Here is a 14,505-nt window from a genome sequence, read left to right on the forward strand (position 1 = left end):
GACGCGAGACCTTGTCTCAGAAGTTGTACGGCTTCGTGGTGCTCCAGTTCAGCACGTCGGCCTCGTTCCAGCTGAACTGCTTGGCGCCGGTGAGGGCGACGGAGTAGGAGGGGCCGGTGTGGCCGTCCGCGCCGCGCAGGGCGAGGGCGAACGACTGTGCCGTCTGGTGCTTCGAGCCGTAGTCGAAGAGGTTCACCGCGGTGTAGGCCTTGCCGCCGGGCTGGAGCGTGAGGTGCTTGCCGCCGCCGGGGTTGTCCTTCTTGGAGTGCGGCAGTGCGGTGCCCTCGGCTTCGCCGAGCTTCACGGCCGGGTAGGAGGTGACCCAGCAGGGCTTGGTGCCCTTGTTCGACGCGGTGACCAGCAGGTGGTCGCCCTGCTGTCCGGCGAACCGGTGCACCGCGGTGAGCAGCATCTCGTCGCCGCGGCACTGCCCGGCGCCGGCCGTGGTGCCCTTGCCCGCGACCTCGCCCGTCCCGCCCGAGGCGGTCGTCGAACGCGCGCCCCCCTTGGCGTCACCACCACCGCCGTTGGCCTGCTCCGCGCCGCCCGCGCCGCCCGTGCCGCCCCCGCCGGACGCGGACTGGCTCTGCGCGCTGCCGGCGGCGTTGTCGCCACCCGCCGCCTTCGCGCCGCCCTCGGCGCCGCCGCAGGCGGTCAGGCCCAGCGCCAGCGCGGCGGTGACGGCGGCCAGGGCGGCGCTACGAATCCGGGACGTACGCATATCGGGTTCCCCCTGCATCTCGTGCGGGAGTCGCTTTGGCCGTTCCCGCGGTGTGCACACCACTCTTCCCGGCACCACTGACGTTCCGTGAACGCCTCACTCACGTCCCGCTAACACACCACGCGTGAACGTGCACGGGGTCGACGATCACGGCAGGTCCTGACAGGCGAGCGCGGCGGCTTCCAGGGTGGGAAGGCTTTCGGGGCTGTAGTCGCAGCCGAAGTCCCAGGGCAGCGGAAGGCCGTCGCGTGCGACGAGTTCATTGATCTCGATGGCGAGCTCATCCAGCCATACGACCTGGGCTGCGCTGGAACCTCGGGGGTACTCGCTGGAGGTCATGAGCTCAGCATAGGCGTCGGGCCGACCGCTACACCAAGACGCTCGGGTTGTGCACGCCGCCCGCGTACCGCACGCAAAGGACCCAGGGGCGAGACGGTCGCTGAGCTCCGCTCAACAGGCAGCGTGCGTCGGTCAGTTGAAGACCGCCCCGCCCTTGCGAGGTCACCACGTTCAGTAATCAAGGGGGCGCGTTCCGTCACCCCAATGGAGTGCATTGGATGGCGGTTCCGTCCGCCCCATTCCTAGCCTGGGCTGGTGCGTTCGATTCGCAGAGAACGCACGAACCACTCAGAGAGGTCACAGCATGTCCCGCACCAAGCTCCTCGCCCTGGCCGCTGTACCCGCGCTGGCCGTCTGCCTGGCGTCCCCCGCACTGGCCGATGACGAAACCCCGCACCACCGCGTCTTCACCGCAGAGAGCCCGGTCCGTCCCATCGGAGCCAACCAGACCGAGACCGTCACTGTCACCTGCCCCAGGGGCACCGTTGCCGTCAGCGGTGGCTGGCTCGTGTCCTCCGCCAGCATCGATGTGACGGGCAACCGCGCGGCGGGCGACAGACGGTGGACGATTCGCTTCGCGAACGAGGCGAACCACTTCGGCAGGGTGCAGGCTTTCGCTCGTTGCCTGGCCTGACGGCGAGCACGCGCCGGGCAGGCGGGAGGGCCGAGCAGCGTAACCGCCTGAAGGTCGCGACCGCTCTCCCTCCAGTCGAATGAGGGGGAGCGGTGCGCATCCGGCGCGGGATGCCCACTCTGACGGTCGGTTCGGCACGGATCTGCCCGGATGCCGCCGAAGGCCGTCCCCCTCCGCACCGGCAAAACTTCCGAGGAGCAGGAACGACGATGGCGCCCGACCCCACAATCGCCCAGGTGACCATGACCCTCGCGGCCCTTGCAGCCACTGGGAACACCCCGCGTCCGTCCGGGGAAACCCTGGAGCAGCAGACCCACCGCATCATCACCGGCATCAACGCGCAACTGCACGATCCCACCCTGGCAACGCAGGACGAGTGGGAGCTGGTGTGGCTCGCCCTGAGCGAGGCCAACGCCAACATGGCCTACCTCGTACGGAGCACCAACGGCTCGAACGAATTCGCCGTGATCGCTCGCGGAACGGACGCCGATTGGACCGACATCCTCGAAGACCTCGAAGTCGGCACGGTCGTCCAGTTCCCCGAAAGCGGATCGCCGAAGCCCATCTACGTTTCCAAGGGCGCAAAGGACGCGTTCACACGAGTGGTCACCGCCCGCTCGATCGCCTCTCCCTCCCCGAACACCACGCTCGCTCAGGCGCTCGCCGTCGCGCTCAAGGCGGCGCCCTCCTCGCCGCAGCCGACCGTCTATCTGACCGGCCACAGCCTGGGCGGTTGCATCGCCAGCATGCTCGCGCCGTACCTGCAGGCACAGACCTGGACGAATCAGCCGAAGTTCGCGGTGATGACCTATGCCGCTCCCACCGCCGGCGTGCAGAGCTTCGTCGACTACTTCGACTCCGTGCCGTGGGTCATCGACGAGCGCCAGAACAACGCCTACGACCTGGTACCGCACGCGTGGGCCGATCTCGACACCACCACCGACTGGTACCCGAGCCCGGGGCCGCAGGCGACCGACGAAGTGAAGCTGCTCATCGGGAAGATCGCCAGGCGCACCAACGGCAACGTCTACGTCCAGCCCGGCACGCTCTGCCTGATGAACACCGGATACACGAGCCTTGACGAGAAGCTGGTCAACAAGACCACCCAGGACTTCCTCGGCCAGGTCGCCTACCAGCACGCCAACTCCACCTACCTGGACCTGGTGGGGGCGCCTGACGTGCCTTCCCCGCCGGTGGTGACCGACCTGAGCCCCACTTTCGGCGCGGCAGGCGACACGGTGACCATCAATGGCAAGTATTTCAGTCAGGACAGCATGGTCGACTTCGGCCGCTTCGCCTGCACCGAGGAGGACATCGACATCGACCCCTCCGGCCTCAAGATCACCGCCAAGGTCCCCAACGGAACGGGCGTCGTCCACGTCCGCGTCACCAACACCCTCGGCACCTCCCCGGCCATCCCCATGAGCCAGTTCGCCTACGGCGGACCCGCACCCGTGGTGGTCAGTTCGGTCAGCCCGACCAGCGGAAAGGTCGGCACCCCGGTCACCATCAACGGCGAGGGCTTCGCCCGGGGCGCCACCGTGCACTTCAAGGACAAGGCATCCGGCTCGGTCGAGTTCGTCTCCACCCGCCAGGTCATCGCCACCGCGCCTGATCTCTTCGACGTCCACCAGACGGTGGACATCACCGTGACGGTCGGCAAGGCCACCTCTCCCACCAGCCCGGACGACGAGTTCACCTACACCGGCCGCTAGCGTCCGCCCGCCCCGTCCACGGGTGCCCCTTCGAGCAGCCCCGGGCGGACACGAGCAGCGCCCCCAGGCCGGTCGTGTCGTGGCCGGCACGTTCGGCCTGGTAGGCAACTCCTCATTCGGGAAAGCGAATTCGCACACCCGAGGCAGGCATGCGGTGCAGGCCACGGAGAATGCGTCTCGCGATCCGGGATACTCAGTAACCGCTGTTCACCGGTCCATCCGGCACGGCACTGGCGCGGTGGGACGATGCGGTGCGCGACCTGGGTACTTTGCCGGCCCCGGGGCCGGCGGGGACGACGCGCATCAGCGGAGGAATCCCTCGTAGTTGCGCTGCTGAAGCTGGCTCTCGATCTGCTTCACGGTCTCCAGGCCCACACTCACGATGATGAGGATGCTCGTCCCGCCGAACGGGAAGTTCTGGTTCGCGTGGAAGAGCAACAACTCCATTGTGGGTACCAGCGCGATCAGCCCCAGGTACAGCGAGCCCGGCCACGTGATCCGGTTGAGCACGTAGCTGAGGTACTCGGCCGTCGGGCGGCCCGCCCTGATGCCCGGTATGAAGCCACCGTGCTTCTTCATGTTGTCGGCGGCTTCCTCGGGGTTGAAGCTGATGGCCACGTAGAAGAAGGCGAAGAACACGATCAGCAGGCAGTACGCGGCGAGGTAAACGGGACGGTCTCCCTTGCTGAAGTTGGTGGCGAGCCAGGTCGCCCATGCCGCCTTCGACCCGCTGAACTGTGCGATGAGCACCGGGGTGGAGAGCAGCGAGGACGCGAAGATGACGGGAATCACCCCGGCCTGGTTCACCTTGAGCGGGATGTAGGTGGACGTACCGCCGTAGGACCGGCGGCCGATCATGCGCTTCGCGTACTGCACCGGGATGCGCCGCTGGGCCTGCTCGACGAAGACCACCAGGGCGACCATCGCCAGGCCGACCGCGATCACCGCGAAGAACTCGATCCAGCCGCCGGCGAGCTCGCCCTCAAGCTTGATCTGCCACAGCGCGCCCGGGAAGCGGGCGGCGATCGAGAGGAACATCAGGATCGACATGCCGTTGCCGATACCGCGGTCGGTGACCAACTCACCGAGCCACATGAGCAGGCAGGTGCCGGCGGTCATCGTGACGACCATCGTGAGGGTGGTGAAGGCCGAGCTGTCGGGCACGATCTGGCGCGGGCAGCCCCGGAAGAGCGAACCGGCGCGGGTAGCGGTCACCAGGCCGGTGCCCTCCAGGGCGGCGAGCGCCACGGTCAGATAGCGGGTGTACTGGGTGATCTTCGCCTGCCCGGTCTGCCCCTCCTTCTTGAGGGCCTCCAGCCGGGGGATCACCACGGTCAGCAGCTGGAGGATGATGCTCGCCGTGATGTACGGCATGATCCCCAGCGCGAAGACGGTGACCTGCAGCAGCGCACCACCACTGAACATGTTCACCAGGCCGAGCAACCCGCTGTTGGCATGGGGCCGCTCCATGCAGAACTCGACGTTCGCGTAGTTCACCCCTGGGGCCGGGACGTGTGCGCCGATCCGGTAGAGCACGATGATGCCCAAGGTGAACAGCAGTTTCTTGCGCAGGTCGGGCGTCTTGAACACCCTGGCGAACGCGGTGAGCACGGTGCCTCCTGCGCCTCCCGCCACTGTGGGGCCGGGAGGCGACGGTCTTGAGGATCGACGAATACGTAGCGGCTGACTGTGCGGAGCCGGCCCGCACGGGGGGTTCCGAGGCAGGCCCCTGTGGCCCATTCGGTTGCCCGGGGCGCGGCGCGCGCGCAAAAAGGACGTCGCCGTCCATCTCTGGCCCAGGTGTACGAACGCTGGGCTTCTGTACACACCTGTGGAGGCCGCTTGAACGCGGCCAAGGCGCTACCTGGCGGTCGGGGTTCGTGTCGGCGTCGGAACGGGACCGGCGGTTGAGGGACGGTGCGGCATCGGCACCGGGCCGGTGGTTGAGGCGCAGGTCGGCATCGGGACCAGCCGGGTGGTTGAGGGGCAGGCCGGCATCGGAACCAGCCGGGTGGTTGACGTGCAGGTCGGCATCGGCACCTTCGTGACACCGGGCACGGGGCGGGGCACCGACGGCATGGGGACTGACTCGGCGGGGGTGCAGGGGCGGCGCTGAGGGTGGGTGGGGCCGTCCTGAGCGAAAGAGCTCGGCAGGACCATCAGTCCGACTCCCAGCCCGGCAACGGTCAGCACTGATCCCGTGGCCGTCCAGGCCGCTCGCGCACGCCGGCGTGCGCGCACGCCGGCGTGCAGTCGGTCCCGGTGCCGGTCCTCATAGAGTGTGTCCTCCTGGCTGTCGCGCATCATCCGCGCCAGCTCCTGCTCGAAGTGATCCATGGCTCCCTCTTCACTCCACCGGCTCTGCCTCAGCCAGAAGCTGACGCAACCGTGCAACGCCGCGGGTCGTCAGCGAACGGGCGGTGCCCACGGGACAGCGCAGCACCTCCGCGACATCCCGCTCGGGCAGGTCCTGGTAGTAGCGCAGCACCACCGCGGCCCGCTGCCGCGCCGGCAGTAACGCCAACACGGCCTCCAACCGGTTCTGCTCGTCCACGGCGGCGGTCTCGTCTGCCACCTCGGGCGGGTCGGGCAACTGGTCCACAGGATGCTCGCCCCACCAGCGGCGCCGTGCCGAGCGAGCCGCAGCACGGGCCAAGACCCTGCGCACATAGGCCTCGGGCGCCTCCTTGGCCACCTTCGGCCAGGCAAACCACAGTTTGACGAGCGCTTCCTGCAGCAGGTCCTCGGCCCGGTGCCGGTCTCCACCGGTGAACAGCCGCGCCAGGTGAAGCAACGCCGACCACCGAGCCGCCACGAACCGGTCGAACTCATCGGCCCGCAACTGCCCCATCAGCGTCCCCCCTTACCTCAACGGCCCCTACACCCTGAATAAAGACACTGGCCCCAGCCCCGCTATGCACCCCCGGCAAGTGACGTGGCTCACTCCCGCCCTCCCGGTCGTGCCCATGGCGCGTCGGGGAGGGACTGCTCCAGCACGTTCGCGTCTCTGTCTCTTGCCGACCGCTGCTCACCGGGCGCGGAGGCCGGCACGTGCCGGCTGCGCAGCGCACCTGAACTCCCTCGCAGCTGCCCCACCGAGCAGGGCACCCCGGGAGTTGGGGCACACCGAGGGCACACCGAGGGCACGCCACCCTCGAGAGCCTGGAACAACGAACCAGCCCCAGGCCGCTGGCCTGGGGGGGCGCGGCTGCGATGCGCCCGCATCCGCGTCGAATCACCTCGGTTCGCAGCTGCTTCGTGCTTCGGTGAGAAGTGCGTTCAGAGTCTTGGTGGCGTTGGGGACCAGTCGTGCTACTGCCCTGTCGATTACGTCCGGCCGGGAGAAGAAACGTGCGGCCACCGCCGGGGCCGCTCGAACGGCCACGATCTCAGCGATGGCCGTCTGCTGGCCGGTGGAGAGTGAGGGGGGCGGCCGGGGAGGCACAGGGTCACCAGGGCGGCCAGCACGGCACCGGCTCCTCCGAGAACGAATCCGGTGCGGAAGCCCGCCTGGCTCGGAACGGTGACCGACCCCATGCGGGTGGTCATGTGGGCCAGCACGACACCGACCACGGCGCTGGAGGCCGAGGTGCCGATGGAGCGCATCAGGCTGTTGAGCCCGTTCGCCGCCGCCGTTTCGTCCACCGGGACCGCACCCATGATCAGCATGGGCACGGCCGCATAAGCCAGGCCGATGCCGGCGCTGACGACGCTGGAGACGACCAGGACACCCCACAGATGACCCATCAGCGGCAGCGCGAGGGCGTAGCCCGCCGCGATGGCCAGGGCTCCCAGCAGCAGCGACGTCTTCGGTCCGCGCGCCGCCGAAAGCTTGGCCGCGTATGGCGAGACCGCCATCATGACCAGACCGGAGGGGGCCATCCACAGGCCGGCGGCCATCATGGACTGGCCGAGCCCGTAGCCGGTCTCCTTGGGGAGGGCGAGCAGTTGGGGCGCGATCAGCGACATGGCGTACATGGCGAAGCCGACGGCGACCGAAGCCAGGTTGGTCATCAGCACCTGCCGCTTCGCGGTGGTCCGCAGGTCGACCAGCGGGGCCGGCGTACGAAGTTCCCACCAGCCCCAGGCGAGGAGCACCACGATCGCGGCCGCGAACAGGCCGAGCGTGGTAGGGCTGCTCCATCCCCAGTCGGCTCCCTTGGACACCGGCAACAGCAGGCAGACCAGGCCCGTGCCCACTCCCAGTGCCCCTACCAGGTCGAAACCTCCGGCTGCGGTGGCCGGTGTGCCGGGAACGAGGAACAGCACGAGGAGCGCCATGACCATGCCCAACCCGGCCGCGCCCCAGAACAGCACATGCCAGTCGGCGTGCTGCGCGATGAGTGCCGCGGCAGGCAGGCCGAGTGCGGCGCCGACGCCGAGGGAGGAACTCATCAAACCCAAAGCGCCACCCAGCCGTTCCGGCGGAACGATGTCGCGCATCAGGCTGATGCCCAGCGGGACCACGCTCATGCCCATGCCTTGCAGGGCTCGGCCCACCACCATGGCGGTGAGTGAGTCCGTCAGGGCGCAGATCACGGAGCCGAGCACCAGCAGGGCGATGCTGACGAGCAGCAGACGCCGCTTGCCGTAGAGGTCGCCGAGGCGGCCGATGACCGGGGTGGCCACCGCGCCCGCGAGCAGGGTCGCCGTGATGGTCCAGGAGGCGTTGCCGGCAGTGGTGTGCAGGAGGCGGGGGAGGTCGGGGAGGAGCGGCACGACCAGGGTCTGCATCAGCGAGACCGTGATCCCGGCCGCGGCGAGCACGCCGATGACGGCGCTGCCGCGGGTGGTTGATGTGGTCGAGCGGTGTTTGCACACGGGGCGGACTCCTACGGTGCGCCGAACGGCAGACGAGCGGGGAACAGGTGGCGGGCGACATGGTCGGCCGGGGATATCAGGGGCGGCCGATGGCTCACCTGCACTTCGGACAGAGGTGACAGCTGCGGCTGACGGCACACCGGTGCTCGGGCCGGTCAGCCGGCGTCGGCAGCGACGGCACCGTCTCGGCCGACCGGCCGAGACGGTGCTTCTCTCAGGTCACCAGGTCACCGGCAGTTCGAACACGCCGTTGATGTTCGCCCATGACTTGAACGGGACGTCTTCGACGGGCACGGCCAGTCGCAGCGTGGGGATGCGGCGCAGCAGTGTCTCGAAGATCACGTGTAGTTCCATGCGGGCGAGCGGCTGGCCCATGCACTGGTGCACTCCGTAGCCGAAGGCCATGTGGTCGCGGGCTTGGCGGTGGATGTCGAAGCGGTCCGCATCGGGGTAGTGGGTGTCGTCGCGGTTGGCGGCGAAGTTGAGGGGGATGATTCCTTCTCCTGCGGGGATGACCACGCCACCGACTTCGAGGTCCTCGGTCGCCACGCGTGTCACCACCAGGTGGACGATGGTGAGGTAGCGCAGCAGTTCTTCTATGGCGTTGGGGATGAGTGCGGGGTTCTGCTGCAGTTCGGCGAGCTGGTCCGGGTGTTGCAGCAGGGTCAGGGTTCCCAGGGCGGTCATGCCGGCGGTGGTGTCGTGGCCCGCGACGGTCAGCACCAGGGCGATGTTGGCCACCTGCTCGGGTGGGATGACGCCCTCCCGGGCTGCCTTGACCAGCTGCCCGAGGATGTCGTCGCCAGGGTCCTCGGCGGCTTCCCGCGCGGCGCCCAGCCGGGACACGTACGCGTGGAGTTCCGCGTGCGCGTTCCGGGCCTGGTCCATGACGGTGGGGTCGGAGCCGTCGCCCCGGTGGCCCAGCTGCTCGGCGATCTTGTTGAAGAACGCCTGGTCCTCCACCGGTACGCCCAGGATCCAGCTCAGTACGGTGGAGGGCACCGGCAGCGCCAGCGCTTGGACCAGGTCGATGGGGCGGTGCGGGTTGGTGAGCATCGCGTCGATGGCGTCGTCGACCAGCGCCTGGACCGCGGGGCGCATTGCCTCCACTCGCTTGACCTGGAAGTTCTTCGACAGCAGGCGGCGGTAGAGGGTGTGTTCCGGCGGGTCCATCCGCAGGAAGGAGCGGGTGTTGTCGGGCGCCGATTCCTCATGGCGGGAGAAGATCAGGGGGAATCCCGGGTGGCGAATGTCGGCGCTGACCCTCGGGTCGGCCAGTACGGCGCGGACATCGTCGTAACGGGTGACCAGCCAGGCCGGTTCGCCGGCCCTGGTGGTCACCCTGGTGACCGGGCGCTCCTCACGGAGCCAGGCGTAGATCTCCGGCGGGTCGAAGGGGAGGCGCGGCCAGGGGAAGGACGTGGCAAGGGTGACTTGCGCGGTTTCCGGGTTCATCTCACGCACCTGTCTCAGATCGCTCGAACGAAGGGGTTTCCAGCAGTTGCTGCCGATAGCGGCGGAGGTGTTTGGGGCTGTTCCAGCCGAGCACCGCGACGGGACGGCCGGCCGCGTGGAAGAGGGCCACGAACGCCCCTTCGGCAAGGTCGCCCTCGACGACGGTCATCTCCGCGCCGGCCGGGATCAGGCCGTACACCTGGATCTTGGCCTCGTACTGGTCCGTCCAGAAGTACGGGAGCGGGTCGTACGCGTCCACGTTGCCGTGGAGCAGGTTGCGGGCCGCCGCCATGCCCTGTTCGGTGGCGTTCATCCGGTGCTCCAGGCGCATCCGCCGCCCGTAGCGGGTGCTGGGCCACGAGGCCACGTCCCCGGCGGCGAAGATGCCCGGGGCCGCCTGGCAGTACGCGTCGCACGCGACCCCGTCCATCAGCGGCACGGTGGAGGAACGCAGCCACTCCACCTGCGGCGTGGCACCGATGGCGACCAGCACGCAGTCGGCGTCCAGCACGTCGCCGTCGCTGGTTCGTACGCCCGTCACCCGTCCGCCGTTGCTGACCAGGCCGGTGACGCCTCGTCCGGTGTGCATCCGCACACCGCGTGTGCGGTGCAGCTCGGCGACCAACGCGCCTGTCTGTCTGCCGAGTTGGCGTTCCATGGGCGTCTGTTGCGGGTCCACGACGCTGACGTTCAGACCAAGGTCGCGGACGACGGCCGCGGCCTCAAGGCCCAGGAAGCCGGCGCCGATCACGACCACGCGCGGTTCCTGCCGCAGATGGTCACGGAGCGCGGCAGCATCGTGTTCACCGCGCAGGACGTGGACACCGTCCAGGCCGTCTGCGAACGGCAGCCGACGCGGCGCGACCCCCGTCGCGATGAGCAGGCCGTCGAAGGCCAGTTGCCCACCCCGGTCGAGGTGGAGTCTGCGCCCTTTCAGGTCGAGTCCGGTCGCGCGGCACCCGGTGCGCAGTTCCACGTCCAGCCCGGCGTAGTGATCCGCGGTGCGCAGCAGCGTCTGCGGGAAGTCCCATGTACCGGCGAGGACTTGTTTGGACAACGGTGGACGGTCATAGGGCGGACTCGGCTCATCGCCCAGGAGGGTCAGCCGCCCGGTGAACCCTTCTCGTCGCAGGGTTTCGACGCCGGTGAGCCCTGCGGCTCCCGCGCCGACGACAGCGATGTGTTGCAGGTGTTCGGGCGGAGGCACGGCGGGGGTGTTCACCTCACGCCTCGGCCATGATCGCAGCCGCCGGGCAGAGCTGAATCGACTCCTGCGCCGCGCCCCGCTCGGCTTCGTCGGGCTGTTCCTTCAACAGGACCACGACGCCGTCGTCATCCTGGTCGAACAGGGTGGGGGCGACCAGGACGCACTGCCCGGACGCAACACAGCGCTCCGCTTCTATTCGTACTCGCATCAAGAGCCTCCTTCGGCCGGCGCCGCGCGGCCGCGCGGCGCCGATGGGTTGTCAGGGATCGGTCGAACAGCTGATGTGGCGGGATCTGCGGTGCGAGGTGTCGGTTCCCCGAGGGTGGTGCCAGCGCCGCGCCATGCCGGGTCGCCTGAGGGATATGCCAGGCGGTGAGTCGTGCCCAGTAATTTCAGACGATCAGCGTCCGTTATTGATGGTGCGACGCTATGGCTCTGGCCTTCAGGCTGTCAAGTGAGGGACGGGCAGGCCCGTATTCAGGACGCACCACGCCCCCTCGCATCCGTGCACCCGACCACGGAGCGCACCGGAGGGCTCTCCCTGCCCGGGCCCCACCTCGCCTGCGCTCTCCTTGCTTTCCACACGGGTCGTTGGGACGACGCCCGCACGGAAATCGAGGCCGGCCTCGATCCCGGCGAACACTTCGCCCTGAGCCGAGCGCTGCGCGCGCTCGCCGCGCTCATTGCGCTGCACCGCGGTCGGCAGTCCATCGTCGCGGCCCACTTCGACGCCCTGGCAGCGGCGATCGACGTCGGAACGGTCGCCTGGTTCTACGAGTACCTGCCCCTGCGCGCCCACGCTCTCGCCGACGAGGCCCAGGGCGATCCCGAGAGCGCCTACGTCCGGCCAGGGCGGTCTCGTCCACCGGCGAGAACGGGACCGGCGAGGTCCCCGCCGAGAAGCCCCCCGCCCGCCACCTGCGCCAACGCCGTCCTGACATGGCAGACTCGTCGTCGTGCCTCACGACACTCCCAGCAGAAAAGGGCCCGGCCGCCCTGCCGATCCCGACATCGAGCCGCGGATTCTGGCCGCCACACTCGATGTCTACCGAGAGGTCGGCTGGTCCGGGCTGACCCTGGACCTGGTGGCACGACGGGCCGGCGTCGGTAAGGCGGCGCTGTACCGACGCTGGGACAGCAAAGAGAAGCTGATCGTCAGCGCACTTGCCTCGCAGCGTTTCACCGACGAACTCCCCGACACCGGTTCACTGCGCGGTGACCTCATCGCCACCACCCACGTTCTGCGCCAGTCGTTCTTCGGCCCATCCGGCTTGGTGCGACTCCGCGCAGCAGTCGAGGCCAAGATCTACCCCCAGCTGTTCGGACAGGCCGTGGCCGAGCTGAGACACCTGCACAGCAAGACAGTTGCCGAGGTCCTTCGCCGCGCTATCCAGCGCGGCGAAGTCGCCGACGACGCCACCACGCCGCTCATCCTGGAAACCGTGATCAGCACGCTGATACAACGCTTTCTGGTCACGCCCATCGACGAACAGGCTGACTTCGAAACAGCCTACGATGACAACGCCACACGACTCGTGGACTTCGTCCTCGCCGGCGCCGCCTACCACCCGCCCAGAACAGCTACCGAAGACATGTAGCCGCTGCGCCGGACGCGCACCTCTCTCCATCGGGCCGCTTCCTCATACGCGCCGGCACGACCGCTTGGGCCACCTGCGACGGCCCAGGGACGAGATCGGCTGCGACTCCGGGAGAACGGCTCTACGCGCTGATGGTGCTCGCCGCGTGACCTCTGAGGTGTCGTGCGCTACCTCTTTGTCCGCCCTGTAGAAGGGCGTTGGGCCAGGCCGAGGGCGTGCCCACTCCGAAGAGGTCCAGGCAGCGCTGAAGCCCCAGGTCGCTGACCTGGGGCTTCAGTCTGGAGCGGGTGACGGGAATCGAACCCGCGCTCTGAGCTTGGGAATCACCGGCGGTTTGCCTCGCTTATGGGTGCTGACCAGGTGAAACGGCTCGCTGCAGCACTGCTGCGAACCCTCGGATCGGACCACTGTTGACCGTGGTTCTCCGCCCCAGCTGGTGCGCTTCTGGTGCGCTTCTGGTGCGCTTCTGGTGTGCTGGGGCGCCTCCGGTGAGTCTCCCCATGACCCACCGGACAGCTCCTATGGAGGGCCTACGCTCGCCGACCACCTGCGAGCGGGACTTACATCAGCCCCTGTCTTCTTTCTTCACTTTGTACAGTTCGAGGTCTCTGTTCACGAACAGGTGCACATAGCCGCAGCTCCAGCAGATCAGCCCGGTCGCCGACTCGTTCGCCCAGCCGAAGTTCATGAACTCCATGCCGGAGCTGTTGAGCTTCACCTCACGGTCCCGAAACAGATCGCCCTGACAGAAAGTGCACTTGATCCACACCTTCCCGACAGCCGCACGCACAGGCTTGGCCACACCCACACCTCTCCCAAGAGCAACCGGAGTGGCGCAACCGTTCGCATCCACCGCGGAGCGGTCAGCATAGTCAGAGCCTCGAACGGGGTCGCGACCTGGAGGGGCCGCGGAGCGCCCCAGCTACCGCGTCATCCCGGCGACCACCCAACGGCCAGCTTCGCCGAGGGGCGCCCGAAAGCTGCGCGACCCATCGGACAGGCCCTGGACGTGCGGTGCTCGACGCGGGACCCGAACCGGGGAGGTGGGTAAAGCGGTGGAGCCGACCGCCCCACCCCCGGCCTGGTCTTTCGCCCCTTGTGGGCGCGGGCGTCGACGGCGCGCGGCCCCGGCGGCGAAGACGAGGAGGGAGCCGTGCGGCGGTGACGGCCCGGCGCCGCCGCGCTGTGCGCGGCACCTCTGATCTGTGATCTGACTGCTTGCAGTTCCAGGAGGCCGGGAACGTCAGCGCTCCTGCGCCAACGCGTGGTGTGCTCCTGAACTGCCCCTACCGCGGGGTCCGGTAGCGAGCGCAGCGAGCCTTCTGGTGCGGATCTGGTGCGCGACGCCTAGCCCGGTCTAGACAACAAACAAGGCCCAGGTCACTGACCTGGGCCTCAACTATGGAGCGGGTGACGGGAATCGAACCCGCGCTCTGAGCTTGGGAAGCTCATGTTCTACCATTAAACTACACCCGCGCAATTCCGCCTCGGATCGAGGGCGGAACATCGTCGCACACTCTACCCCATTGCCGCCTCGCGGTGCATTTGGCGTGCCCGGACGTGGTGGGTGGGGGCCTGTGCCGGGTGTTCGGTGGGGGTTTTGGGGGTGGTGTGGCGGGTGTGGGGGTGGGGGCTTTCCGGGTGGGATGCGGGTGCTCGGTGCGGGAGTTGGGGCGTACGGTGGGGGCTCGGAGTGCCGCTTGTGAGGGCGCCCAGTTCATCCCCTAATGTGGCTTTTGTTGTCCACGCAGTTGGGAGAGGGACTTGATGGAGCGCACCGTCGTACGTTGTGCCGAGGGCCACGTGTTCAGCACCGCTTCGTTCCCGATGCAGACCACCGACCGGCTCGGTCCCGGACGGCTGTTGCGCTGCCCGCGCTGTGCTCGGCTGCGGCACTCGGTGCCCGTCGAGCACGCCAAGCGGTAGCGATCAAGAAGACAGGCAGAGCTGCGCCGCCCCCGTGAGCGGGGCGGCGGCAGAGCAAGCGCGACGAGGAGTGGGCAGGGCCCGGCTTC

Annotated in this window: 13 protein-coding genes and 1 tRNA gene; 4 read left to right on the forward strand and 10 right to left on the reverse strand. The window is 68.5% G+C overall.

From position 1 onward, the window contains the following. Positions 1-16: 16 nt before the first annotated feature. Together ABZ851_RS03495 and ABZ851_RS03500 are read right to left on the reverse strand one after the other, a co-directional pair. The gene (locus ABZ851_RS03495; RefSeq protein ID WP_361121465.1) at positions 17-721 is read right to left on the reverse strand and encodes a DUF4232 domain-containing protein; all 705 of its coding nucleotides are present in this window, start codon (positions 719-721) and stop codon (positions 17-19) included. Between the two features lie 147 nt (positions 722-868). Continuing rightward, positions 869-1,060: a hypothetical protein gene (locus ABZ851_RS03500; RefSeq protein WP_361121468.1), complete on the reverse strand. Its 192-nt coding sequence runs from the start codon at positions 1,058-1,060 to the stop codon at positions 869-871. A gap of 304 nt (positions 1,061-1,364) precedes the next feature. Here ABZ851_RS03500 and ABZ851_RS03505 point away from each other — a divergent pair, with 304 nt between their 5' ends. Continuing rightward, positions 1,365-1,694, forward strand: coding sequence for a hypothetical protein (locus ABZ851_RS03505; RefSeq protein WP_361121471.1), 330 nt, complete (start codon positions 1,365-1,367; stop codon positions 1,692-1,694). 242 nt (positions 1,695-1,936) lie between these two features. After that, entirely contained in the window at positions 1,937-3,409 is a 1,473-nt protein-coding gene (locus ABZ851_RS03510) for an IPT/TIG domain-containing protein (RefSeq protein ID WP_361121818.1), read from the forward strand. A 303-nt stretch (positions 3,410-3,712) separates the two neighbouring features. Here ABZ851_RS03510 and secY read toward each other — a convergent pair whose 3' ends face one another. The 6 genes from secY to ABZ851_RS03540 form a co-directional block, all read right to left on the reverse strand. Beyond that, positions 3,713-5,020: a preprotein translocase subunit SecY gene (secY, locus tag ABZ851_RS03515; protein WP_361121474.1), complete on the reverse strand. Its 1,308-nt coding sequence runs from the start codon at positions 5,018-5,020 to the stop codon at positions 3,713-3,715. A gap of 736 nt (positions 5,021-5,756) precedes the next feature. Then, positions 5,757-6,260: a SigE family RNA polymerase sigma factor gene (locus tag ABZ851_RS03520; RefSeq protein ID WP_361121477.1), complete on the reverse strand. Its 504-nt coding sequence runs from the start codon at positions 6,258-6,260 to the stop codon at positions 5,757-5,759. A 476-nt stretch (positions 6,261-6,736) separates the two neighbouring features. After that, positions 6,737-8,230, reverse strand: a complete 1,494-nt coding sequence (locus tag ABZ851_RS03525; protein ID WP_361121480.1) for an MFS transporter — start codon at positions 8,228-8,230, stop codon at positions 6,737-6,739. A gap of 219 nt (positions 8,231-8,449) precedes the next feature. Continuing rightward, positions 8,450-9,685 (reverse strand): cytochrome P450, encoded by a 1,236-nt coding sequence (locus ABZ851_RS03530; RefSeq protein ID WP_361121483.1) that lies wholly within the window; start codon positions 9,683-9,685, stop codon positions 8,450-8,452. Between the two features lies 1 nt (position 9,686). After that, positions 9,687-10,907 carry an FAD/NAD(P)-binding oxidoreductase gene (locus ABZ851_RS03535; RefSeq protein ID WP_361121486.1) on the reverse strand — a complete coding sequence of 407 codons (1,221 nt, stop codon included), beginning with the start codon at positions 10,905-10,907 and terminating at the stop codon, positions 9,687-9,689. 1 nt (position 10,908) lies between these two features. Next, the gene (locus ABZ851_RS03540) at positions 10,909-11,100 is read right to left on the reverse strand and encodes a ferredoxin (protein WP_361121489.1); all 192 of its coding nucleotides are present in this window, start codon (positions 11,098-11,100) and stop codon (positions 10,909-10,911) included. 748 nt (positions 11,101-11,848) lie between these two features. Between ABZ851_RS03540 and ABZ851_RS03545 the strand changes: the two genes are divergently transcribed. Continuing rightward, complete coding sequence (locus ABZ851_RS03545; protein WP_361121492.1) at positions 11,849-12,490, forward strand: TetR/AcrR family transcriptional regulator; 642 nt, start codon at positions 11,849-11,851, stop codon at positions 12,488-12,490. A gap of 565 nt (positions 12,491-13,055) precedes the next feature. On the opposite strand, the gene ABZ851_RS03550 is transcribed toward ABZ851_RS03545, so the two are convergent. Next, positions 13,056-13,292, reverse strand: a complete 237-nt coding sequence (locus tag ABZ851_RS03550; RefSeq protein ID WP_361121495.1) for a hypothetical protein — start codon at positions 13,290-13,292, stop codon at positions 13,056-13,058. Positions 13,293-13,892: 600 nt separating this feature from the next. After that, positions 13,893-13,966: transfer RNA gene (locus ABZ851_RS03555), tRNA-Gly, on the reverse strand. A 291-nt stretch (positions 13,967-14,257) separates the two neighbouring features. Here ABZ851_RS03555 and ABZ851_RS03560 point away from each other — a divergent pair. Continuing rightward, positions 14,258-14,416, forward strand: coding sequence for a hypothetical protein (locus ABZ851_RS03560; protein ID WP_016573140.1), 159 nt, complete (start codon positions 14,258-14,260; stop codon positions 14,414-14,416). Positions 14,417-14,505: the final 89 nt, after the last annotated feature.

The sequence above is a fragment of the Streptomyces sp. NPDC047049 genome (genome assembly GCF_040643995.1).
GTDB classification, from domain to species: domain Bacteria; phylum Actinomycetota; class Actinomycetes; order Streptomycetales; family Streptomycetaceae; genus Streptomyces; species Streptomyces mooreae.